The following is a 22,150-nucleotide window of genomic DNA, read 5'->3' as shown; positions in this document are numbered from 1 at the left end:
GCTGACTGGGGTGGGCACTGGATCCGGCAGCCGGTGGGGCGTTGCCGGGAGAGGTGTCGCATGACCACGGGATCCGCTTCGGGGCCTCATTCACGAGAGCGCAGGGACGGGGTCCTCGACCTGGCCCAGACCGTCCTGGCGGTGCATGAGACCACGGACAGTGAAGAGACGATCGAACGGCTCACCGCCTACTCGCGCACCGCTGTCGGGTGCGACGACGGGGGCGTCATGATGGCCGCTCCTCGAAACAACTACACGACGTCGGGCGCCACGAGCGATGCCGTGGTCCGCGCGCATGAGCTGCAGGTCGAGCTCGACGAGGGGCCATGCCTGGCCGCGCTGGAGGAGGAGCACGAGGCGATCTACCGTGTCACGGACACACTGACCGACGAGCTGTGGCCCAAATGGAGCGCCGAGGTGGCGGAGTTGGGCTACCGCAGCGTCATGAGCGTCCCGCTCTCGACGAAGACGCGCCGGTACGGCTCGTTGAACGCGTACGCCCGCCGGCCCGACGCCTTCGATCACGACGACATGGCGGTCATGCTGGTGCTGGCCCGTCACGCTGCCGCGTCGCTGGCCGCGACCCTCGACATCGAGGGACTACGGCGAGCGGTCGACGCGCGCAAGATGATCGGGATCGCAATGGGCATGATCATGGAGCGCTACGGCATCGATGCCGACCGCGCCTTCGACGTGCTCAGGCGGTTGTCGCAGGCGGAGAACCGCAAGCTCCGCGAGGTGGCGAAAGACGTCATCGAGAAGCGGAGACTGACCGGGTCCTGAGGCCCGTGCGGCCCGCGCGGGAGACGCCCATCCACCGAGGTAAACTGGCGACGTCAGGGCGTGTCTCCCGCGCGCTCCCGGCGATTGCGCTGGAATGGGATGCAAACAACGCCAGTGGGTGTCGGCCGACCGCGAGCGGCGGCTACGGCTCCTCACCTGGTCACCAGGTCCGCGGCTGCTCGGGTGGTCGCTCACTCGGTCCGTTGGTCGCGCAGCACACGAGCGGCGACCGTCGAACGGCCGGGTGTGCTGTCGTCACGACGCGGGCAGCGTGCAAGCAAGAGGAGAGAAGCGTGGCCAGTCGAGGCCGGAGTCAATCAAGCCCCAACGGGGCTCGCTCCCGGAACCGCAACGGGCGTCCCCGCGAGGCCGAGGGCATCATCCCGGTTCTCGCGCGTGCCGTCCGTGAGGTCGAGGCAGGCGTCCAGCGCCGTCGCGCAAGTCCCTCCGTCCGGGCCAAGTTCCAGACGGTGGCGCTGCTGGCGCGCGAGGAGCGCACGCGGGTCAAGACCGACACCGCCCTCAACGAGGCCCAGCGGGCCGAGCAGCTGAAGCGTCTCGACGGCATCGGGACGATCCTGGCGAAGACCGCCGCCCTCGACACCTCGTTGCTGTCTTTGCTGGCCGAGGACGCCGAGGTGTCCGACGCGTCCAGGGAGCTCAAGCGGGAGATGCTCGTGAAGGCCGGGGTCGAGGTCCCCGACGAGCCCGAGCCCCCGGCCGAGCAGGACCCTGCCCCGGTGGCATCCTCGCGCAAGGTGGTGCCCCAGTCGGTCGTCTCGCGCACTCTGGCCAACCCCTTCCTCGCCCCACAGTTCGACACGGTCGAGCGCCGCGCTCCCCAGACCCGCCGGCTCGCCAGCTGGGAGCTGATCGGACCGCTGCTCTCGTCGTTCGAGCGTGCGTCCAGCGGCGCCGTGGCCTGCATGGACCTGCCCGAGCCCACGTCCGTGGCCGTTCCGGATGGTCTCGCGCTGATGCGCCACCAGGCCGAGCTCGTCGCCGCGGCCGCGGAGGGACACCGGACCTTCCTGCTGGCGGACGAGCCCGGACTGGGCAAGACCGCGCAGGCGCTCCTCGCGGCGCAGGCCGCCGACGCCTACCCCCTGCTCGTCGTGGTGCCGAACGTCGTCAAGTCCAACTGGGCCCGCGAGGCACAGATGTGGACCCCCAAGCACAAGGCGACGGTCATCCAGGGCGACGGCGACACCATCGACGGGTTCGCCGACATCGTCATCGTCAACTACGAGGTGCTCGATCGGCACGTCGGCTGGCTCGGCGACCTCGGCTTCCGCGGCATGGTCCTCGACGAGGCGCACTTCATCAAGAACAAGTCGTCCCAGCGCTCCCAGCACGTCCTGCAGCTGTCCGAGCGGATCCGCACGCGCACGGTCAGGCCGCTGCTGATGGCGTTGACCGGCACCCCGCTGATCAACGACATCGAGGACTTCCGGGCGATCTGGCAGTACCTGGGCTGGATCGACGAGAAGAAGCCCAGCGCCGAGCTGCTCCACGCGCTCGAGGACACCGGCCTGACGCCGGTCGACCCCGGGTTCTTCCCGGCGGCTCGCTCCCGCGTCATCGACATGGGCGTCGTGCGCCGCCGCAAGGTCGACGTGGCCGCCGACATCCCGGCCCGGCGCATCGCCGACCTGCGGGTCGAGCTCGACGACGAGGCCGGGCGTTCGATCCGCGCGGCCGAGCGCGAGGTCGTCAGCCGGTTGGTCGCGCGGTACGAGCAGGCGCTCGAGGCCCGTGCCTCCGGCACGGTGGCCGACGGCATCGATCACGATCTCGTCCGCCGGATTGCCGCCGGGGAGCGTGAGGGCTCGACGAAGACGGAGGAGAACGTCTTCGCCATGATGCGGCGCATCGGCCAGGCGAAGGCGGCCCTGGCCGCCGACTACACCGCCCAGCTGGCCCACAGCGTCGGCAAGGTGGTCTTCTTCGCCAAGCACGTCGACGTGATGGACGTGGCCGAGGAGACCTTCGCCCAGCGCGGGATCCGCTACTCCTCGATCCGCGGCAACCAGACGCCGTCGGTGCGACAGAGGAACATCGACGCCTTCGTCGAGGATCCCGACGTGTCCGTCGTGGTCTGCTCGCTCTCGGCCGCCGGCGTGGGTGTCAACCTGCAGGTCGCGTCCGACATGGTGCTCGCGGAGCTGTCCTGGACCGACGCGGAGCAGACCCAGGCCATCGACCGGGTCCACCGCATCGGCCAGGACGAGCCGGTGACCGCGTGGCGGATCATCGCTTCACGGACGATCGAGACCAAGATCGTCGAGCTCATCGACAGCAAGGCCGGCCTCGCCGCCCGCGCGCTCGACGGCTCCGACGACGAGGTCGTCCAGTCGGCCGACGTCCAGCTCGAGACGCTCGTCGCGATGCTGACGGATGCACTGACCTCGTGATCGTGATCGTGACCGTGCGGTCGCGTCCGTGATCGGCTCACGAAGCCCGGTCGTGGGCCTAGTGTGGACGGCGTGTGCCGACGAGAGGACGTGTGAGTGACGAAGGCAGTTGCCTCCGTGAGGGACTTCTTCGCGACCCGAGGCTCCGAGGTCCTCAGAAGCTGGCCGGTCATCCTTCGACTCAGCGTCGCTCCGGCACTCGCCTGGTGGCTGTCGATGCAGTTGTTCGGTCACAGCCAGGCCTTCTTCGCGCCCATCGCGGCGATCCTCACGCTGACCGTCGGTGCGGGTGCTCGCGCGTCGATCGTGATCGAGATCGTCGTCGGCGCGGCACTGGGCATCCTGGTCGGCGAGCTGCTGATCCTCTCGATCGGACGCGGATCCTGGCAGCTCACGTTGGTGGTGGCGCTGGCCATCGTGAGCGCCCGGTTCTTCCGGCTACCCGGTCTGGCCGTCACGCAGGCGGTGATCTCCGCCGTCCTGCTGGTGGCGGTGGTGCCGGCCGAGGGCATCGCCGATCCGGCGTTGACGCGCTTCGTCGACGCGCTGCTGGGCGGTGCGGTGGGGCTGGCGATGATCGTCCTGATCCCTGCCAATCCGGTCCGCGAGCTGGACCTGGGCACCCAGCGAGTGCTCGACGAGCTGGCCGAGATCCTGGACCGGACGGCACTGGCGCTGCGCACGGAGGACGCTGACAGGGCCGCCGAGGCCCTCGACCGGGCTCGCGAGACCCAGCCGATGGTGGACGCCGTCGGCACCTTGGCCTCGAGCGTCGCCGAGATGGCCAGGCTCTCACCGTTCCGGTGGCGTCAGCGCAACGCGGTGACGACCCGCACCCAGGCGCTCTCCGACCTCGATCACGCCCTGCGCAACACGCGGGTCCTGACCCGGCGTGCGGCGGCGATGCTGCGCAAGCACGAGGCGGCGCCGCGCGGTCTGGCCGAGTCCTTGGAGTCGCTGGCCGAGCTGGCCCGCAACGACGCGGCGAACACGACGGCGCTGATCGCGGTCTCCCGGCAGGCCATCCTCACGGCCACCGAGCACCTGACGATCAACACCGCCGCCATCGCCTCGCAGATCAGGGCGATCGTGGCCGACATGATGCTGGCCGCGGGCACGCCCGCCCACGAGCTCGACGTGCTGCTCGAGGTCGACTGAGCGGCAGGCTCAGCGAGCCGCCTTCAGCTCGCGCATCCAGTGACTGACCTCGGCGGCGACCGCGCTGGCCAGATCCTGTGGCGTGTCGTCGTCGAACTCGGCGATCAGGTGGTTCACCACGCCGGAGCGCTTGAGCTCGATCGACGAGACCTGCTGCTGCCGGGCCATCTCGGCGGCTGCCTCGATGTGCCCGTGGACGATCGCGCTGGCACCCTCGGGCGGCAGTGGCGACAGCCAGCTGTGCTGTGCCGCGATGCGGATGTCGGCCGGGAGCAGGGCGAGGGCCCCGCCGCCGGTGCCCTCGCCCAGGAGCACCGAGATGGTCGGCACCGTCATGGTCGACATCGTCGCGATGCAGCGGGCGATCTCGCCGGCGATCGAGCCTTCCTCGGCGGCCGCCGACAGCTCGGCGCCCGGGGTGTCGATGAAGGTGACCAGCGGCAGGCCGAGCTCCTCGGCCAGCTTCATGCCGCGTCGGGCACCCCGGAGCGCACCCGGTCCCATGGGCGTCCTCGGCGTCTGGGCGTCCTTGTCCTGGCCGACCACGACGCACGGCACGCCGTCGAGTCGGGCGAGGGCGACGATGATCGTGTTGTCCCGCTCGCCCTCCTCGGTGCCCTGCAGTCGCAGGGTGACGTCACTGGCGAGCCGCAGGATCTCGCGGACCCCGGCTCGCTTGCCGGTGCGGCTGCGCTCGATGCTGTCCCAGACCTCGTAGCGATGGGTGTCCAGGTCGATCTTGGGGCGGCGCTCCAGCCGCGCCTCCTGCACCGGGTCGCTCAGGAGGGTCAGGGCGCTCTCGACGAGCTCGGGCAGGTCCTCCTGGCGGACCACCGCGTCGATGATGCCGTGCTGGAGCAGGTTCTCGCTGACCTGGACGCCGGCCGGGAACGGCGTGCCGTTGAGCAGCTCGAAGACCTTGGGACCGAGGAAGCCGACGAGTGCCTCGGGCTCGGCCACGGTCACGTGTCCGAGCGAGCCCCACGACGCGAAGACGCCGCCGGTGGTGGGGTGGCGCAGGTGCACGAGGTAGGGCAGCCCGGCCTTGCGGTGGTCCATGATCGCGCGGGAGATGTCGATCATGCCGACGAACGCCGGCGTCCCCTCCTGCATCCGGGTTCCGCCCGACGCCGTCGACGCCACGAGGGGGATCCCCTCCGCGGTCGCCCTGCGGATCGCTCGCACGATCCGCAGGGCGGCATCCGCGCCGATCGAGCCGGCCAGGAACCGGAACTCGCTGACGATGAAGGCGACCGGCCGCCCCTTGGCCGTCCCGCGACCCGTCAACACGGACTCGTCGCATCCGGTGCTCTCGCGGGCCTTCTCCAGCTCCTGCCGGTACTGGTCGGGGTATCGGGAGATGTCGACCGGCTCGTCCCACGAGTGGACCGATCCCTCGTCCAGGACGGTGGAGATCAACTCGCGGGCGGTCGTGCGGCGGCGGGCCATCCTCGTCACCTCTTTCGTTCGGCGGTCGGTCACTGGCGGGCGCGCGTGCGCTCGGCGAGCGCGGCGAGAGCCTTCGGGAAGATCTCGGCCGGGGGAGTGACCAGGCCGGCTCCGACCTGTCCTGTCCCCGCGACCGCACCGGCCATGCCGGTGTTGATCTGCGGAAGGATCGAGGTGCGGCAGACCTTGGAGACGTCGATGCCGGTCGGCGCGCCCATGAAGTCCAGCACCGGGATCGACCAGCGGTCGTTGTTGCCCAGCGTGATCTCGCCCATCCGGCGGGACGTGGCGAGAGCGTCGGGGACGGTGCCACCCACGAAGCGGACGATCGCGGGCGCCGTGGCCATGGCGAAGCCACCGATGCCGGCGGTCTCGGTGATGGCCGAGTCGCCGATGTCGGGGTTCGCGTCCTCCGGCCCGTAGTCGCCCAGGTAGAGGCCGTCGGCGATCTGCGCGGGCCCCGTGAACCATTCGTCGCCCGTGCCGGCGGTCTGGATGCCGAACTCCGTGCCGTTGCGCGCCATCGCCACGACCATCGTGGAGCCCTCGATGTCGCGAGCCGCGTCCAGCGCGAGCTTGCAGGCCGGCATCGCGAGGTTGAGGAAGAAGTGGTCGTTGCCGCCGATGAACGAGAAGACCTGCGCGAGGTCCTTGGAGTCCACACCCGTCTGCACCATCGCGGGAGCGAGGTCGCGCAGGAGCATCAGCGTGCCGGCGCGGTTGCGGTTGTGGGCCTCGTCGCCCATCTGCAGCATCTGGCCGAGGATCGAGGTGACGTTGACCGCCTCCGTGTTCTCGACGGCCTGGGCGAGCACCGGGCCGAGCACGTCCGACATCCAGCGCAGCCGATCGAGGACCTCGGGACCGTAGGCGCCGTAGCGCAGCACCTTGCCGAGGCCCTCGTTGAGGCTGCAGTAGGTGCGGCGGCCGTCGGCGGGGTCCTCGATGATCCACATCCACATGGAGGGGGAGACGACACCGGCCATCGGCCCGACGGTGGCGTGGTGGTGGCACGGATCGAGGCTGACGCTCGAGCCGGAGACGAAGAGCGACTCCGCGTCCTCGGGGTCGTCGACCAGGCCCTCGTAGGCAGCCGCGCCCAGGAGCGCCCCGCGCATCGGACCGGAGGCGTTCTCCCACAGGAGCGGGGGACCGGCGTGCAGGAACTGCCCCTTCTCCAGACCCAGGAGCTCGCTCGCCGGCGCGACGCCGACGAGGTTGCCCTGGACACCCAGGTAGGCCGCGAGCGCCTTGGCGTTCGCCTCGGCACGCAGGGGATCGGTGGCGACCGTGGCCAGGTCGGCCTCGGTGCCCTCCATCGGGGGACGCCAGTCGACGCGGGACACGTCAACGGCCTGGTCGGTCAGGGCGTCCGCGAAGATGCTGACGCCGGTCGAGACGATGCCCGCGGCGGGATCAAAGGTCGAGGTCATGACGCGTTTCCAATCAGGGAGACGGCCCGGTGCGATGCACGGGCGTTGGACAGGTGGACTTCCGCGCCGGCGTCGGCGAGTGACTGCGCCTGGCGCTCCAGGCCCTGGGCGTCGCCGGACGTGCCGACGCAGGCGATGACGACGGACAGTTCGCGGCCGTCGTCGCGTGCGGTCCCGATCGCCGTCCGGATGGCGGGGGCGAGGGTGGCCGCCGGGTCGGCGTCCGCACCGTGGCCGAGCACGACGTCCATCAGGACGACGCGGACGGCGGGGTTCGCGCTCACCTTGGCGAGGTGCTCGAGCCGGATCGTCGGGTCGATCATCGGGTGGGGGCGACCCTGGGTCATCTCGTCGGAGCCGAAGTCGATCATCACGGTGCCGTCCGCCTCCAACGTGGAGTCCAGGCGGTGATCGTCGCCCAGCGGGATGTTGCTCCAGACCTCACCGAGCTCCGCCTCGGCGACCAGCATGGACTCGTCGCAGAGCGTCCCGCCGGCGAAGAGCCCGCGGAGCTGCCCCGATCCACCGGGGGCGGTGGTGCCCCACACCGGCCACTCGGGAACGGCGCGACCCAGCGTCCGCAGCACCTGCTCGGCCGCCGCGGTGAGATCGGGCTGCCGTGCTCCGAGCAGGGCGAACTGCACGGGGGTCGACAGTGTCGCGGCGAAGTCGCGAAGCTCCTGGGCGACCTCGGGGGCCGGCGGCTTGGAGACGACGACGATGAGCTCGGTCGTCGGGTCGGCGTCCAGCCGGCGCATGGCCTGCCGGGTGGAGAGTCCGCGTACGTCGGCGCCGAGGTCGCGGCCGCCCACGCCGAGGGCGGCGCTGATCCCGACGCCCGCGTGGTCGAGCAGGGCCAGCAGCTGCTGGCAGCCCGTGCCGGACGCGGCGACGAGGCCGACGGGTCCGGGACGGACCGTGTTGGCGAAACCGAGGCCGACGCCGTTGACCACGGCCGTGCCGCAGTCCGGGCCCATGACCAGCACGTCGCGCTGGGCAGCGACCTGCTTGAGCGCGATCTCCTGGTCGAGGGGGACGTTGTCGCTGAAGATCATCACGTCCTGTCCGGCGTCGATGGCATCCATCGCCTCGACCGCCGCGGAGGGGCCGGGCACCGAGATCAGGGCCATCCCGGCGCGTGAGCGCGACAGTGCGCTGTGGGTCGTGCGGGACGGCACCACGACGTCCTCGGAGCTGCCCGACTGGCGACGGGTGGCGTCGATCGCCGCATCGACCGTGGCGAGCGCACTGGTCAGGTGCTCCTCGGAGGCCAGTCGCACCGCCACGACCATGTCGTTGGGCGAGGCCTCGGGCAGCGTGAAGCCCATGCGCGCGATGACCTCGAGGTTCAGCGGTGTCGCCATCGCGACCTGGGCGGCGAGGACGCCGTCCGCGGCTGCGACGTCCTTGCTCACCTGGAGCAGGGCGACCGAGTCGGCGTAGGCTCCCGGCCTCAGCTCGACGTGCTCGAAGGGGCTTTCAGCATGACCCGTCATGGACAACTCCTCGTGGTGATGTGTTCGAGTGCAAGTTCGAGGCCGAGCAGCATGCCCGCGCCCGAGGTGTGACCGGTCCTGAGCAACCGCGTCGTGGACGCGGCAGCCTGGTCCGGCTGGTCGGCGATGGCCCTGACGACGGCTGCGAAGGCCGGCAGGACGTCGCCCTGCGCGGCACGGCCCAGCAACGTCGCGGAGAGCGCGGTCGTGCGTTCGGGAGCCAGTGCCACGGCCTGCTCGCCCAGGGCGGCGGCGCAGGGGTCGGCGGCGGCGATGAGCGTGGCCATGACGGCGCAGACCACGTCATCGCCGAAGGGGGTGAGTCCTGAGCCCTGACCGAGCGTCCGCATGAGCGCGCCGGCCGGTCGCGTACGCAGGCTCGCCAGCACCTCCGCGGAGAGCTCGTCGGGCCGCGGGAGCCCGGCCGCGGCGTCCGCGAGTCGCGCACGCATCCGCAGGGCCTGGGCGGGGTCGAACGCGGGCATCGCGAAGTCGACGTAACGCCCCACGCGGACCTGGCTCCCCTCGAAGTCGATGCCGCCCGACCCGATCGTCACGTCGTCGCCCACCAGCGGCAGGCGACCCTGGCCGGACAGCCCGTCCAGGGAGTCCAGGCGGGTGGCCACCGCGCACGGCACGGGGGTGGCGTGACGGGACAGGACACCGATGACGTCATCGTGCGAGCGGAGGTAGACCGCGTCCGAGCCCGCGTGGATCACCGTGGCGCGGTGCTGTGGCTGGGTGAGTCGCGTACCCACCCATGCGGGAGCCGCCCCGGTGACGACGGCGCTCAGCAGCATGGGAACCTCTCAGGGATACGGTGACCTGAGTCACGACACTATGGGGTGTGCGGCGCGGTTGAGACGGCACAAGTTGCCAAAGATCTAAAAGGGAGTGTTCAAGACCTGATGAGAGACAGCTATCGCGTGCCGGTGCGGGACGTCCTGCAGGTCCACGCGCTCTCGGGCTCCGAGCTGCTGGCCGGCGAGGCGGGCCTGCAGCGCACGGTCACCGATCTCAGCGTGGTCGAGTCTCCCGAGGCGTTCGCCGCGATGCGACCGGACTCCTTCGTGATGACCGGGGGATTCCCGCTGAAGCACCTCGGATCCGTGGGCTCGGGCGCGGAGTCCGGAGCGACGGCCGAGGGACTCGCTCGACTGGTCACCGAGCTGGACGATCTGGGGGTGGCGGGACTGGGTATCCAGTTCGGTCGCCACGTGGACTCGTTGCCCGATCGGGTGCTCGAGCTGGCCGATGAGCTCCGCTTCCCGATCATCGCGCTGCCGACGGGCCTGCCGTTCGAGGCCTTGTTCTCACAGATCATGGCCGAGGTGGCCGACGTCCAGGCCGACGTCCTGCAACGCACCTACGAGCTCCACGTCGTCCTGGAGAGCCGGTTGCTTGCGGGTGCGGACCTGCAGACCATCAGCGAGCAGATCGTCGAGACGCTCGGCGTCGGCGTGCTGGTGACCTCGGTCGACGGCCGCGAGATGGCCGATGCCCTCACCGTCCCGATGCGCGAGCGACTCGCCGGACGGGACCTCTACGACGAGACCGGCCGCTTCCGGATCGAGCGGGTGAGGACCCCCGCGATGACCATCGACTCCGGCGAGCTGTTCACCGAGTCCGTCGTCGCCGCGGGCAGCGACCTCGCGCGGCTCGTCGCCTTTGCGCCGGACGGCCCGATCGGTGCGGACGTCCGGTACGCGCTGCAACGGGCCTCGAGCGTCCTGGCGCTGTTGATCACCCAGCGCCAGGCGCTGAACATGGTGGAAAACAAGTACCGCGGCGACTTCCTGCACGACGTCCTCAGCGGTCGCTCCAAGAACAGTGAGCACTCCAAGGCGTATGCCACCGGGCTGGGATGGCGCCTGGACATGCCCTGCATCGTGGTCGCCGCCCAGATCGACCCGCAGGGACAGTTCGAGGAGCCTGCGTCCACCAAGTTGCGCCGCTCGTGGCAGTCCCGCTTCCACCTCGCGTGGACCGAGGTGGTCGGGCGGGAGTCCAAGACGTACCCGTGCGCCGACTTCTCGGACGAGGTCGTGGTGATCCTCTCGCTGCCGCCGGGGGAGGCGCCCGAGGAGCCCTCGGCCGCGGTGGCCGAGCTCCAGACCATGGTCGAGCGGATCGTGCGTGGGGTATCGGGCGACCGAGGGGGAGGCCGGCGTCCGTTCTCGGTGGGCACCAGCCGGCTGGTGACCTCGTTCGACCAGCTGCCGATGGCCTATCAGCAGGCCAGGCGCGCGACCGAGGTCGGACGCCGGTTCTCGGGAGGCAGCAGCACCTCTCACTTCGACGACCTGGGCATCCACCGGCTGATCGGGCTGATCCCCGACCACCAGGAGCTGACCGTCTTCGCGCAGGACATCCTCGGGGAGCTGGCCGAGGAGACGCCTCACGCCCACGAGCTCCGGACGACGCTGCAGGTCCTGCTGGACAACAACCTCAACGTCGCCGAGGCCTCGCGTGAGCTGGTCATGCACTACAACACGATGCGGTACCGGATCACGAAGCTGGAGAAGATGATCGGCCCGTTCACGGCCGACGCCAACCTGCGCCTGAACGTGGCCGTCGCCCTGCAGGTGCGCAAGATCCAGCAGTAGGGCCCACGACGAGAGGTCCCAAGCGCAGTCTTCAATACTGGCACTTTCTGCCATGGTCTGCCTCTGGGTGCGCCATGAGACTGAGACCCACATCACAAGACGCGGTCTCACCGGCTCGCTGCAGGCACTGCGACCGGTCGGTCGAGATCATTTCGAGAGGTCTCACCCCCCCATGATGAAACGACTCCGCATCATCGCCCCCGTCCTGCTCCTGCTGGGCCTGACCCTGTCCGCTTGCGGTGGATCGGACTCCGACGGAGACGGCAGCCTGAAGGTCGCCGGCATCTTCTCCGGCCCGACCACGGACGCCGACTACAACGCCCTCGGCCTGGTGGCACTGCAGGAACTCGAGAAGAACGGCGCGCAGATCGCCCACTCGGAGAGCGTCCCCGTGCCGGACATCGAACGAGTCCTCCAGGAGTACGTCGCCGACGGCTACAACGTCATCTGGACGCACGGCTCCCAGTTCTACGAGGCCACCGCGAAGATCGCCAAGCAGAACCCCGACGTGAACTTCATCGGCGAGTTTGACGGTGAGCCCGAGGGCCAGCCCGAGAACGTCTGGGTCATCGATCGCAACTTCCACGAGGTCTTCTACCCGGTCGGCACGCTGGCCGCGAACCTCAGCAAGACCGGCAAGGTCGGCTACCTCGGCGGCCTGTCGCTGCCGTTCTCGTACTCCGAGGTGCACGCGGTGGAGCAGGCGTTCGAGGAGAGCGGCAAGGACCTCACGCTCAACCCCGTCTGGAGTGGTGACTTCAACGACGCCGTCAAGGCGCAGCAGCTGACCGCCCAGCTCCTGGCGGCCGGCAATGACGTCATCGTGACGTCGCTCAACCTCGGTGTGATCGGCTCGTTCAAGGCGGTCAACGGCAAGGAGCCCGGCACGTCGTGGCTGACGGTCAAGTACACCGACAAGTCCAAGAACGGTCCCGAGCACTACGCCGGCACAGCCCTCTACGACTTCACCGGCCCGATGAAGGAGATCACCGACAAGATCGCCGCCGACGAGACCAAGGGCTACTACAAGATCAACTTCGGCAGTGGCGCCACGATCGAGCTGGGCGACACCGTCCCCGAGGATGCCAAGGCCGCGGTCGAGAAGGCCGTCGAAGGGGTCAAGGACGGCTCGATCAAGGTGGAGCTGGACCAGTCGGAGATCGAGTGATGGAGCCGCACGAGCCTCTCCGGCTGAAGATGTCGGGGATCAAGAAGCGATTCGGCAAGGTGCAGGCGCTCAACGCCGTCGACCTCGACGTGCGGCCCGGCGAGGTCCACGGACTGCTGGGTGGCAACGGCGCCGGCAAGACGACGCTGATGAACGTCCTGTACGGCCTCTACGGTGCGGACGGCGGAACCATCGAGATCGATGGGTCGGCCGTCTCCATCAAGAGCCCGCGCGATGCACTCGAGGCCGGGGTGGGCATGGTCCACCAGACGTTCCTGCAGGTCGACAACTACTCCGTCCTGGAGAACGTCGTCCTGGGTGGCGACGTCGGCGGCAACGCGCTCACGCTCAATCTCGAGCCGGCACGCGAGCGGATCACCGAGCTCAGCCAGCGGTTCGGGCTGAGCGTCGACCTGGACGCGATCGTCGAGGAGCTGCCGGTCGGAGTCCGCCAGCGGGTCGAGATCCTCAAGGCTCTCTACCGCGGCTCCACGATCCTGGTGCTGGACGAGCCGACGACGAACCTCACGCCGCAAGAGGTCGACGATCTCTTCGGATCCATCACCGCGATGGTGAACGAGGGCATGAGCGTCATCCTCATCACGCACAAGATCCAGGAGACGATGAGCATCTGCGACCGGATGACCATCATGCGACTGGGTGAGCGCATCGAGACGGTGAACAAGGTGGACACCGGTCCCGAGGAGCTCGCGGCGATCATGGTCGGCGACTCGGCCGAGGAGTCGGCCAAGGCGATCGCCCTCGGCGTCGAGATCGCGCGGAGCAACGCCACCAGCGAGGTGGCCGTCACGGCGGCGAGCCTCGTCATCAAGAACGACCACCGCGTGGACCTCTTCCAGGGCTTCGACCTGCAGGTCCATGCCGGCGAGGTGCTCGGCGTCGCCGGGGTGGCCGGCAACGGCCAGGTGGAGCTGGCGGAGGCGATGGCCGGTGTCCGGCCCGTCGAGTCCGGACACATCACCCTGCAGGGCCGGTCGATGACCGGTCTGTCACGCGATGAGTGGCTGGCCGGGGGAGTCGCGTACGTGCCGGAGGACCGGTACCGCGACGCGATCCTGCCCACCGGGTCGATCACCGAGAACCTCCTGCTCGGGTCCCAGCGCGAGTCCGGGGTCAAGAAGCACAAGCTGATCGACTGGCGCGCCGCACACCGTCGCGCCGTCGAGGCGATCGATCGGTTCTCGATCCGGGCCAGTGACGCCGGTGCCCTCGTCGGTTCGCTCTCGGGCGGCAACATCCAGCGGGTCATCCTGGCCCGGGCGTTCGCGCACCGGCCCCGGTTGCTGATCCTGCACAACCCCACGCGTGGGCTGGACATCCGCTCCACGCAGTTCGTCTACGAGCAGGTCGACGAGGCGACGCGAGCGGGGTGCGCCGTCCTGTTGATCTCGGAGGACCTCGACGAGGTCATCGCGCAGTCCGACCGTGTCCTGGCCCTGTACTCCGGCCGCCTGACCGGCCAGTGGCTGCGCGAGGAAGCCGAACCCTACGAGATCGGAAGGTCCATGACCGGCCTGGTGAAGCAAGCATGAGCACCGACCAGCAGATGGTGAACCCCGCCTCCGAGGCGGAGCTCTCACCGCACTTCGCCCGGCGCGTGATCGGGCAGTTCCTGCCCTATGTGATCTCGGTGATCGCCGCCTTCGGCGTCGGCGCGATCGTGATCGTGATGCTCGGGCACGACCCGGTCACGGCGTTGGAGTCGGTCGTCACGACGTCCTTCGACAGCCGCTTCGGGTTCATCGAGACGATGCACAAGTGGGTGCCGATCGTCCTGTGCGCGCTCGCCTTCACGGTGCCGCTGTCGACCGGCAAGTTCAACATCGGCGCGGAGGGCCAGCTGCTCATCGGCGCGACCGCCGGAGTGGCCGCCGGCATCCTGGGGTCGGACCTGCCGATGGTCATCCTGTTGCCGGTCGTGATCGTGGTCGGCATCCTCGGCGGCGTCCTGTGGGCGTCCATCTCCGCCGTGCTGCTGGTGCGGTTCGGCGTCAACGAGATCCTCAGCACCGTCCTGCTGAACTTCGTGTCCTTCCAGGTGGTCGACTACGTCGCCTCGCACGTCTGGCCCGATCGTGGTGCCGGCCACCCCGCCACCATCTCGGTGGGCGACGGGGCGCTGCTGCCGCGACTGGGATCGGCCCCGAGCCTGCACTCGGGCGTGATCCTCACGGCCGTCGCGTGCCTCGTCATCGCGATCGCCATGCGCTCGTCGTCGGTGGGATTCGAGATGCGAGCGGTGGGGTCCAACCCGCGTGCCTCGCTCGTGCACGGGATCAGGACGGCGCGTCTGTCCGGCGCCGGACTGATCATCGGTGGCGGCATCGCCGGCCTGGCCGGTGCGATCGAGGTCGCCGGCGTGCACGGCAAGATGCTCGAGGGAATGCAGTCCAACTTCCTCATCCTGGGCATCATCGTCGGACTGCTGGCGCGGGGGAACAACTATGCCGTTCCCTTCGTGGCGTTCGGCATCGCCGTGCTGGAGGTCGGTGCGAGCTCGATGCAACGCACCGCCCAGGTCCCGGTCGAGCTGGTCCTCATCATCGAGGCCCTGATCCTGTTGTTCGTGTTGCTGTCCGACGTTCCCAAGGAACGCTTCAAGGTGGGTAGGTGATCGGCGATGACTGATTTTCTTGCATTGATGATCCCGGCGATGGTGCCGTTCCTGCTCGCCGCGCAGGGGACGATCCTCAGCGGCCGCGCGGGTGTGTTCAACGTGGCGCAGGAGGGCATCATGGTGCTCGGCGCCTCGGTGGGCTTCCTCGTGAGCCTGAAGATGGACGGCAACCTCAACGGTCTCGTGGCCGCCGCGGTCGTGGGTGGCATCTTCGGCCTGATCCTGGGGTACACCACCGCGATCCTGCGGCTCGACCAGTTCGTGATCGGCCTGGCGCTGTACTTCGCGGCGCTGGGCCTGGGCAGTCTGCTGTACCGCTGGGTCGTCGGAACGTCGCTGGAGCCGCCCTTGATCGGCACCCTGTCCGACGTGCCGATCCCGCTGCTCTCCGACATCCCCTTCCTGGGGGAGGTCCTGTTCAGGCACGACTACATGGTCTATTTCACCTTCCTGGTGTCGTTCGTCATCTACTGGTTCATGTACCGGACGAACGCCGGCCTGCAGTTCCGTGCCGTGGGCGAGAACCCGAAGTCCGCGGACAGCGTCGGCATCGGCGTCATCCGCGCGAAGATGTGGTCGACCATCGTCGGCACGGCCCTCATCGCCATGGCAGGCGCCTACCTGCCGATGGTGTACACCGGGATCTTCACCGAGGGCATCGTCGCGGGCCGCGGCTGGATCGTGATCGCGCTGGCGTTCCTGGCCGGCTGGCGACCGCACTTCGCGGTGGCGGGAGCAGCGTTCTTCGCCGGGATGGAGGTGTTCGCCCTGCAGGCCCAGGTGGCGGGCATCGGGATCCCGCACCAGTTCGTGCTGATGCTGCCGTACATCGCGACACTCGTGGTGATGCTTTTCGCCTTCAAGTGGGCGCGGCAGCCGAAGTTCCTGGGCATCAACTACGACCGTGAGAGCCGGTTGGCCGGCTGACGGACGGGCACAACGGACAGCGGCGTGGCGCAGGGACCCTCGGGACCTGCGCCACGCCGCTGACTGCGTTCGGGAGCGTCGGCGCATTTTCGCCGTCGTCGCTGGGGCTCTCACAGATGGCGGAATCCCGCACGACAATCATGGCCGGAACATTGCCCAGATCTTCGGCAAACATGCACAACGCTATCGGCAGGTTCGGCATCTAAGGTGGTGCCTCTATGAGACTCAACTCACACGGAGGAGCCGGACGATGAGCGGCATGTTCAGCTGGAAAGAAGTCCACGGCGGGAAGACGCCGCCCCTGGGAGAGTCGGTCGGCCCTCGAGAGCGAATGAGTTGGGGGCGCACGACGGGAATCGGCGCCCAGCACGTCGTCGCGATGTTCGGTGCGACGTTCGTCTTCCCGGTGGTCATGGGGCTCGACCCCAACCTCGCGATCCTCTTCTCGGGCATCAGCACGATCATCTTCCTGCTGATCGTCAAGAACGCGGTCCCCAGCTACCTGGGCACCTCGGCTGCCTTCGTCGCCGGCGTGGCGGCGATCCGCGGACAGGGTGGCGACTCGGCCGAGGTCACGGGCGCCATCATGGTCGCCGGCCTGATCCTGCTGCTGGTCGGCGTGCTCGTCCACTTCACCGGCGCCGGAGTGCTCAAGAAGGTGCTGCCGCCCGCGGTGACCGGCGCCGTCGTGATGCTCATCGGCTTCAACCTCGCTCCGGTCGTGGCCGGGATCTACTGGCCCCAGGACCAGTGGGTGGGCCTGGCGGTCGCGATCTTCATGGTCGTCGGCACCGTGCTGTTCCCGGGCTTCTGGGGCCGCATCTCGGTCTTCCTCGGCCTGGTCTTCGGCTTCCTGCTCTCGTGGGTCCTCGACATGACCGTCGGTGGCCTGTCGAAGGTCGCCGAGGACGGCACCGAGCAGGTCGTCGACCGTGTCGGCTTCGCCGGCATCGGTGACGCGGCCTGGTTCGGCCTGCCCAGTGCCGAGCTCGCCGACGGCGTCAGCGCGATCCACGCTCCGAGCTTCTCGCTCACCTTCGTCCTGCTGGTGATCCCGGGCGTCATCGCCCTCATCGCGGAGAACGTGGGCCACGTGCGCGCCGTCGCCGAGATGACGGGCGAGGACCTCGACCCCTACATGGGTCGCGCGCTGGGGGCCGACGGCTTCGCCACGGCCATCGCGAGCGCCTTCGGTGGCGCCCCGACGACGACCTACGCCGAGAACATCGGAGTCATGTCCGCCACCCGGATCTACTCCACGGCGGCCTACTACATCGCCGCGATCTTCGCGATCATCCTGGGGCTCTGCCCCAAGTTCGGCGTCATCATCAACGCCATCCCCGGCGGCGTGCTGGGCGGCGTCACCTTGGTCCTGTACGGAATGATCGGCCTCATCGGCGCAAAGATCTGGGTCGACAACCGCGTCGACTTCGCCAAGCCGGGCAACATGGTGCCGCTCGCGGCCGGCCTGGTCGCCGGTATCGGCGGCGTCACCCTCAAGGTGACCGACACCTTCGAGCTCGGCGGAATCGCCTTCGGCACGCTGCTGGTCGTCGTGCTCTACCACCTGGTCAACGGTCGCGAGACCAAGGCCAACACGGCAGAAGAGGATTCGACCTTCGTATGAAACCTGCTGCATTCGGCTACCAACGGCCGGAGACCTTGGCTCAGGCGCTGACCGCTTACGCGGCGGCGTCTGACGCCAAGGTCCTGGCCGGAGGGCAGAGCCTCACCCCGTTGCTGTCGATGCGCCTGGCCAGCGTGTCCGAGCTCATCGACATCAACGGGATCCGTGAACTGTCCACGATCACCGTCACCGAGTCCGGGGTGCGCTTCGGCGCGACCGTGCGTCACGGCGAGCTGCTCGCCGATCCCGACGTCGCGGCGGTCCAACCGATGATCCCGGCGGCGCTGCAGCACGTGGCGCACCCGACGATCCGCAACCGCGGCACCACGGTCGGCTCCATCGTGCATGCGGACGCCTCGGGCGAGATGCCGACGGTGTTCGCCCTGCTCGACGGCGTGCTCACGGTCCAGTCCGTGCGCGGCACCCGCGAGATCAGCGCGCCCGACCTCTTCCTCGGGGCGCTGGAGTCCAGCCTGGCCCCGGACGAGATCGCCACCGAGGCGTTCGTCCCGGCGCTGCCGGCCCGGCACGGGATCGCCTTCGACGAGATCGCTCGTCGCCACGGTGACTACGCGCTCTGCGGAGTCGGCGCCGTCGTCGCGCTGGCGCCAGACGGGGGAGTCGAGTCGGTCCGGGCCGGGTACGTGTCGGTCTCCGACGTGCCCACCGTGGTCGACCTGACCGAAGTGTTCAGCGACGGTCACCTCAGCGAGACCAGTCTTCAGGCTGCCGGCGAGCTCGCCCTCAGCCGCCTCGAGCCCGGGGCCGACGTCCACGCCACTGCGCACTACCGCGCGCAGCTGGTCCGGGTGTTGACCAGCCGGGTCGTCCGGGCGGCTCATGACGATGCCGTCGAACGCAGCAACCGAGCGGAATGAGGAGTCAGAACATGTCAGTTCCGGAGAACTCCGGCCCGACGCTCTCCCGCGTGCGCCTGCGGGTGAACGGGGTCACGCACGACATCATGGTGGAGCCGCGTCGGCTCCTGAGCGATGCGCTTCGCCACGACGTGGGACTGACCGGTACCCACGTGGGCTGCGAGCACGGCGTCTGCGGTGCGTGCACCGTCCAGGTCGACGGCAAGCCGATGCGATCGTGCCTGATGTTCGCCATCGCCGCGCAGGACTACGAGATCACCACGGTCGAGGGCCTCACGTGTGCCGATGGCTCCCTGAGCCCCGTGCAGCAGGCGTTCAAGGACTGCCACGGCCTGCAGTGCGGCTTCTGCACGCCCGGCTTCCTCACCACGATCGATGCCGGCGTCAAGGACAATCCCGACCCGACCGAGGACGAGGCCCGCGAGATGATCGCGGGCAACCTGTGCCGGTGCACGGGTTACCAGAACATCGTCTCGTCCGTGCTGCGCACGGCCGAGCTCGCCCGGGAGCGGGGTGAGTCCGCATGACCACCAAGTCGATCGGCGAGCCCATCGCACGCGTGGAGGACGAGCGCCTGGTCACGGGTCAGGGTCGCTACTCCGACGACCTGATGCCCGGCGCGCTGGAGATGGCCGTGCTGCGCAGCCCCCACGCCCACGCCCGGATCCTGTCCATCGACGTCGACCCCGTGCTGGACGTCCCGGGGGTGCAGGCGGTCTACACGTACGAGGACCTCACGGGTCCGATGGCCGCGCCGTTGCCGCTGCTGATCCCGCACCCGGCACTGGTGCACGGTCGCACGCAGTACGCGCTGGCCAAGGACGAGGTCAACTACGTCGGCGAGGCGATCGCGGTCGTCGTCGCCGACAGTCGCTACATCGCCGAGGACGCGGTGGGCCTCATCCAGGTCGAGTACGAGTTCCTGAAGCCGGTGGTGGGCATCGACAACGCCCGCGCCGCGGACCAGCTGGTCCACGAGGACGTGCCCGGCAACATCGCCGCCCGGATGGAGCAGGGCTTCGGCGACGCGGTCGCGGCGATCGAGAAGGCCCCCCACAGCCTGGTCCTCGACCTCGAGATCGAGCGCAGCGCCGGCACCCCGATGGAGGGACGCGGCACGGTGGCCCGCTGGGACCGGGACCTCTCCCGCCTGACCGTGTGGACGTCCACGCAGACCTCCACCGGCGTACGCAACGCGATCGCCTCCAAGCTGGCGCTCCCGCTGAGCCAGGTCGATGTCATCACCCCGGACGTCGGCGGTGGCTTCGGCACCAAGATCGTCCACCCGTGGCCCGAGGAGCTGCTCGTGCCCTTCGCCGCGCAGGCGCTGGGTCGCCCCGTGAAGTTCATCGAGGACCGTCGCGAGCACTTCATCTCGTCGGCCCACGAGCGCGGGCAGCAGCAGCATCTCGAAGTCGGGTTCGACGACGACGGCCGGGTGCTGGGGATCAACTTCGAGTTCTGGCACGACAACGGCGCGTACACCCCGTACGGGCTGATCGTGCCGATCATCACCTCGGCCCAGTTCCTCGGCCCGTACAAGATCCCGAACTACCGCGTCGTCTTCGAGAGCCTCTACACCAACACGGTCATCGTCACGCCGTATCGCGGCGCGGGCCGGCCCCAGGCGGTGTACGCCATGGAGCGCATGATGGACGCGATCGCCCAGCACCTGGGTCTGGATCGCACGCTGGTGCGCGAGAACAACTTCATCCTCCCCGAGGACTTCCCCTACGCCCACGGCGAGATGACCTTCCAGGACGGTCGCCCGCTCGTCTACGACTCGGGCAACTACCCCGAGCTGATGAGCAAGGCGAAGGACCTGGTCCGCTGGAGCGAGTTCGAGCGGATCCGCGAGGACGCACGAGCCGAGGGCCGCCACGTCGGCATCGGCATCGCCTGCTACGTCGAAGGCACCGGCGTGGGCCCGTACGAAGGTGGTCACGTCACGGTCGAGACGACCGGCAAGATCAAGGTCTCCACGGGACTGACGTCGCAGGGCCAGGGCCACCAGACGGCCTTCGCGCAGATCGTGGCCGACGAGCTGGGAGTCCGCTTCGAGGACATCGAGGTGGTCACCGGTGACACGCGGCGCTCGCCGTACTCGGTGGGCACCTTCGCCTCCCGCGCGGCGGTCATGAGCGGCTCAGCGATCGTGCTGGCCGCCCGCAAGACGCGCGCGAAGGCGCTGCGCCTGGCCGCCGAGGCGCTCGAGGCGAACGAGGACGACCTGGAGATCGTGGACGGCGTCGTCTCGGTCAAGGGCGCCCCCGGCGTCTCGATCGACCTGGGCACCCTGGCCGTGCTCTCCAACCCGCTGCGCTACGCGTTCGACGAGGCGTCCAAGGCCGCCACGCAGTTCGCCGTCGGCGACCCGGGCAAGCCGCCCGTGGCGGAGGGGGAGGAGCCCGGCCTGGAGGGCAAGGACTTCTACTCGCCGATGCGGTCGACGTTCGCCAGCGGCATCCACGCGGTCATCGTGGAGACCGATCCCGAGACCGCCGAGGTCTCGATCCTCAAGTACGCGGTGGTGCACGACTGCGGCACCCTGATCAATCCGCGCATCGTCGAGGGGCAGATCCACGGCGGCGTCGCCCAAGGCGTCGGCGGAGCCCTCTACGAGCGGATGGAGTACGACGAGAGCGGACAGCTGCAGAACGCCTCGTTCATGGACTTCCTGATGCCGTACGTCACGGAGGTCCCGAAGAAGATCGACATCGACCACCTCGTCACTCCCTCGCCCCTGAACCCCCTGGGGATCAAGGGTGCGGGCGAGGCGGGGGTCATCCCGACCTCCGCCGCGTTCGCCAGTGCGATCGAGGACGCAGAGGGCATCACGATCACGTCGATGCCCATTTCACCGTCAGAGCTGTACGAGCTTCGTCTCAGCCACGGTTCCCCCGACAAGGAAGGGTGAAGACCCCATGAAGGTTATCGGTACCGCCACGCTCCAGGCACCTGTCGAGAAGGTGTGGGAGGCCATCTTGGACCCCAATGTCCTGGTGCGCACGATCCCGGGCTGCGAGCGGCTCGAGGAGACGGGCGAGCACCAGTACTCGGCGGCCGTGACGGCCGGCGTCGCCTCGATCAAGGGCACCTACACGGGCAAGATCAAGCTCTCGGACCTGCGTGAGAACGAGTCGCTGCTGCTGCATGCCGAGGGCTCCAGCTCCGCCGGCACGATCGGCGTCGACGTGCAGGTCACGCTCACCGATCGCGGTGACGGCACGACCCAGATCGACTACGACGCCGATGCCGTGGTCGGCGGGATGATCGGCGGAGTCGGCCAGCGGATGCTGACGTCGGTGAGCAAGCGCATCTCGAACGAGTTCTTCGGGAACATCAACAAGGTCCTGACCGGGCAGCTCCCGCTCGTCGACGCGGCCCCGGTCGAGGGCGCCGCGACGCCCGCCGCCGATGGCGCGCCGTCGACGGCACCCACGGTCTACGGCACCCCCGCGCCCGCGGCGGCCGCCGCCGGAGGCGACGAGCTCCTCAAGGGTCTCGTGGCCGGTGCCGCGATCGCCCTGGTCGGCGTCGCCGTGGGTGCCCTCGCGGCACGCCGGCGCTGAG

Annotated in this window: 17 protein-coding genes; 13 read left to right on the top strand and 4 right to left on the bottom strand. The window is 69.2% G+C overall.

The annotated features are described in order from the left end of the window. Positions 1–60 precede the first annotated feature (60 nt). From RT323_RS00620 to RT323_RS00610, 3 genes are all read left to right on the top strand, one after another. Positions 61–783, top strand: coding sequence for a GAF and ANTAR domain-containing protein (locus tag RT323_RS00620; RefSeq protein WP_313404114.1), 723 nt, complete (start codon positions 61–63; stop codon positions 781–783). Between the two features lie 293 nt (positions 784–1,076). Beyond that, complete coding sequence (locus RT323_RS00615) at positions 1,077–3,197, top strand: DEAD/DEAH box helicase (RefSeq protein WP_313404112.1); 2,121 nt, start codon at positions 1,077–1,079, stop codon at positions 3,195–3,197. 117 nt (positions 3,198–3,314) lie between these two features. Next, complete coding sequence (locus RT323_RS00610) at positions 3,315–4,355, top strand: FUSC family protein (RefSeq protein ID WP_313404110.1); 1,041 nt, start codon at positions 3,315–3,317, stop codon at positions 4,353–4,355. 9 nt (positions 4,356–4,364) lie between these two features. Here the strand turns inward: RT323_RS00610 and RT323_RS00605 are convergent, their stop codons facing one another. Genes RT323_RS00605 through RT323_RS00590 form a run of 4 tightly spaced genes read right to left on the bottom strand, consistent with a single transcriptional unit; the run spans position 4,365 to position 9,533 of the window. After that, a complete protein-coding gene (locus tag RT323_RS00605; protein WP_313404108.1) occupies positions 4,365–5,804 on the bottom strand; it encodes a carboxyl transferase domain-containing protein in 1,440 nt (479 codons plus the stop codon). A 29-nt stretch (positions 5,805–5,833) separates the two neighbouring features. After that, a complete protein-coding gene (locus tag RT323_RS00600) occupies positions 5,834–7,237 on the bottom strand; it encodes a DUF1116 domain-containing protein (RefSeq protein WP_313404106.1) in 1,404 nt (467 codons plus the stop codon). Next, positions 7,234–8,733 (bottom strand): FdrA family protein, encoded by a 1,500-nt coding sequence (locus tag RT323_RS00595; RefSeq protein ID WP_313404104.1) that lies wholly within the window; start codon positions 8,731–8,733, stop codon positions 7,234–7,236. The genes RT323_RS00600 and RT323_RS00595 overlap by 4 nt, the downstream gene beginning before the upstream one ends. Next, positions 8,730–9,533, bottom strand: coding sequence for a DUF2877 domain-containing protein (locus RT323_RS00590; RefSeq protein WP_313404102.1), 804 nt, complete (start codon positions 9,531–9,533; stop codon positions 8,730–8,732). The genes RT323_RS00595 and RT323_RS00590 overlap by 4 nt, the downstream gene beginning before the upstream one ends. A gap of 108 nt (positions 9,534–9,641) precedes the next feature. Here RT323_RS00590 and RT323_RS00585 point away from each other — a divergent pair, with 108 nt between their 5' ends. From RT323_RS00585 to RT323_RS00540, 10 genes are all read left to right on the top strand, one after another. After that, positions 9,642–11,339 (top strand): PucR family transcriptional regulator ligand-binding domain-containing protein, encoded by a 1,698-nt coding sequence (locus tag RT323_RS00585; protein WP_313404100.1) that lies wholly within the window; start codon positions 9,642–9,644, stop codon positions 11,337–11,339. A 172-nt stretch (positions 11,340–11,511) separates the two neighbouring features. Beyond that, on the top strand, positions 11,512–12,507 hold the full coding sequence (locus RT323_RS00580) for a BMP family protein (protein WP_313404098.1): 996 nt from the start codon (positions 11,512–11,514) through the stop codon (positions 12,505–12,507). Beyond that, on the top strand, positions 12,507–14,060 hold the full coding sequence (locus RT323_RS00575) for an ABC transporter ATP-binding protein (protein ID WP_313404096.1): 1,554 nt from the start codon (positions 12,507–12,509) through the stop codon (positions 14,058–14,060). Before RT323_RS00580 ends, RT323_RS00575 begins: the two co-directional genes overlap by 1 nt. Then, entirely contained in the window at positions 14,057–15,142 is a 1,086-nt protein-coding gene (locus tag RT323_RS00570) for an ABC transporter permease (RefSeq protein WP_313404095.1), read from the top strand. Before RT323_RS00575 ends, RT323_RS00570 begins: the two co-directional genes overlap by 4 nt. 6 nt (positions 15,143–15,148) lie before the next feature. Continuing rightward, positions 15,149–16,072 (top strand): ABC transporter permease, encoded by a 924-nt coding sequence (locus RT323_RS00565; RefSeq protein ID WP_313404093.1) that lies wholly within the window; start codon positions 15,149–15,151, stop codon positions 16,070–16,072. Positions 16,073–16,403: 331 nt separating this feature from the next. After that, on the top strand, positions 16,404–17,699 hold the full coding sequence (locus RT323_RS00560) for a solute carrier family 23 protein (RefSeq protein ID WP_313404092.1): 1,296 nt from the start codon (positions 16,404–16,406) through the stop codon (positions 17,697–17,699). Continuing rightward, the gene (locus RT323_RS00555) at positions 17,696–18,577 is read left to right on the top strand and encodes an FAD binding domain-containing protein (RefSeq protein ID WP_313404091.1); all 882 of its coding nucleotides are present in this window, start codon (positions 17,696–17,698) and stop codon (positions 18,575–18,577) included. Before RT323_RS00560 ends, RT323_RS00555 begins: the two co-directional genes overlap by 4 nt. A gap of 11 nt (positions 18,578–18,588) precedes the next feature. Next, complete coding sequence (locus RT323_RS00550; RefSeq protein WP_313404090.1) at positions 18,589–19,104, top strand: 2Fe-2S iron-sulfur cluster-binding protein; 516 nt, start codon at positions 18,589–18,591, stop codon at positions 19,102–19,104. After that, on the top strand, positions 19,101–21,494 hold the full coding sequence (cutA, locus tag RT323_RS00545) for an aerobic carbon-monoxide dehydrogenase large subunit (RefSeq protein WP_313404089.1): 2,394 nt from the start codon (positions 19,101–19,103) through the stop codon (positions 21,492–21,494). Before RT323_RS00550 ends, cutA begins: the two co-directional genes overlap by 4 nt. 7 nt (positions 21,495–21,501) lie before the next feature. Next, a complete protein-coding gene (locus tag RT323_RS00540; protein ID WP_313404087.1) occupies positions 21,502–22,149 on the top strand; it encodes a carbon monoxide dehydrogenase subunit G in 648 nt (215 codons plus the stop codon). Position 22,150: the final 1 nt, after the last annotated feature.

It is taken from the genome of Aeromicrobium sp. (assembly GCF_032084975.1).
GTDB lineage: Bacteria > Actinomycetota > Actinomycetes > Propionibacteriales > Nocardioidaceae > Aeromicrobium.
Note: the sequence above shows the minus strand (reverse complement) of the source record. Positions and strands in the feature narration are given on the sequence as shown.

Coding starts and splice junctions, on each gene's coding strand:
- RT323_RS00620 (WP_313404114.1), top strand. CDS start 61: ATGACCACGGGATCCGCTTCGGGGCCTCATTCACGAGAGCGCAGGGAC.
- RT323_RS00605 (WP_313404108.1), bottom strand. CDS start 5,804: ATGGCCCGCCGCCGCACGACCGCCCGCGAGTTGATCTCCACCGTCCTG.
- RT323_RS00600 (WP_313404106.1), bottom strand. CDS start 7,237: ATGACCTCGACCTTTGATCCCGCCGCGGGCATCGTCTCGACCGGCGTC.
- RT323_RS00595 (WP_313404104.1), bottom strand. CDS start 8,733: ATGACGGGTCATGCTGAAAGCCCCTTCGAGCACGTCGAGCTGAGGCCG.
- RT323_RS00590 (WP_313404102.1), bottom strand. CDS start 9,533: ATGCTGCTGAGCGCCGTCGTCACCGGGGCGGCTCCCGCATGGGTGGGT.
- RT323_RS00585 (WP_313404100.1), top strand. CDS start 9,642: ATGAGAGACAGCTATCGCGTGCCGGTGCGGGACGTCCTGCAGGTCCAC.
- RT323_RS00580 (WP_313404098.1), top strand. CDS start 11,512: ATGATGAAACGACTCCGCATCATCGCCCCCGTCCTGCTCCTGCTGGGC.
- RT323_RS00575 (WP_313404096.1), top strand. CDS start 12,507: ATGGAGCCGCACGAGCCTCTCCGGCTGAAGATGTCGGGGATCAAGAAG.
- RT323_RS00570 (WP_313404095.1), top strand. CDS start 14,057: ATGAGCACCGACCAGCAGATGGTGAACCCCGCCTCCGAGGCGGAGCTC.
- RT323_RS00565 (WP_313404093.1), top strand. CDS start 15,149: ATGACTGATTTTCTTGCATTGATGATCCCGGCGATGGTGCCGTTCCTG.
- RT323_RS00560 (WP_313404092.1), top strand. CDS start 16,404: ATGAGTTGGGGGCGCACGACGGGAATCGGCGCCCAGCACGTCGTCGCG.
- RT323_RS00555 (WP_313404091.1), top strand. CDS start 17,696: ATGAAACCTGCTGCATTCGGCTACCAACGGCCGGAGACCTTGGCTCAG.
- RT323_RS00550 (WP_313404090.1), top strand. CDS start 18,589: ATGTCAGTTCCGGAGAACTCCGGCCCGACGCTCTCCCGCGTGCGCCTG.
- cutA (WP_313404089.1), top strand. CDS start 19,101: ATGACCACCAAGTCGATCGGCGAGCCCATCGCACGCGTGGAGGACGAG.
- RT323_RS00540 (WP_313404087.1), top strand. CDS start 21,502: ATGAAGGTTATCGGTACCGCCACGCTCCAGGCACCTGTCGAGAAGGTG.